Annotated in this window: 1 protein-coding gene; it reads left to right on the top strand. The window is 67.8% G+C overall.

Annotation, left to right across the window (positions count from 1 at the left end; genetic code table 11):
* A partial coding sequence (locus AC3WMR_RS30670; protein WP_492281599.1) for a hypothetical protein occupies nt 1-729 on the top strand: 729 nt, incomplete at both ends.

Here is a 729-nt window from a genome sequence, read left to right as displayed (position 1 = left end):
TCAAGATCCTGCCGTCCGGCCGCATGCAGGCCGCCACCGACCTGTCGGTGCAAAGCGGGCGCGACATCGTCAATGACGGCACGGTTGCGGCAGGCGGGGCGTTGACGCTCAGCGCGCCCGGTTCGGTTGCCAACACCGGCGCCATGTCCTCGGCGGGCAACGCCAGCATCGTGGCGCGCCAACTGGATAACCGTGGTGCCTTCACGGCGGGCTTGCAGGCCGATGGTTCCATCAGCCCCTTGGGCACGCTGAGTGTGCAGGTCACTGGCTTGCAGAACGCGGGCACGCTGATGGCGGGTGGCAACGCAACGGTTACAGCCGATGCGTTGAACCTGTCGGGCGGAAAATTCGTCGCGGGCGGTGCGTTGACGTTGGATGCCAACGGTGCGATCACCAATCGCGCCGGTTCGGTATACGGCGGCTCGGTGCTGCTGCGCGCGTCCAGCCTGTACAACTCCGGCGGCAAGCTCACGAGCGGCGGAGCCTTGACGGCCAACGTCGCGGGCGTAATCGACAACACCGCCGGCACCCTGGCCGGCGCTGGCGCGGTGGACATCACCGGCCAATCCATCGTCAATACGGCAGGCGGCGTCGTCTCGGGCGACAGCGTCGAGCTGCGGGGAAGGGCCGGCATCAACAACCAAGGCGGTTCCGTCCAAGCCAACGGCGCGCTGCGGGTGGAAACGGCCGGCGCCGTGAACAACCAAGGCGGCAAGCTTCTGGGCGGCA

This window comes from Achromobacter sp. FW305-C-28, from assembly GCF_058783235.1.
The sequence above is the reverse complement of the archived record's forward strand: the minus strand, read 5'-3'. Positions and strand labels throughout refer to the sequence as shown.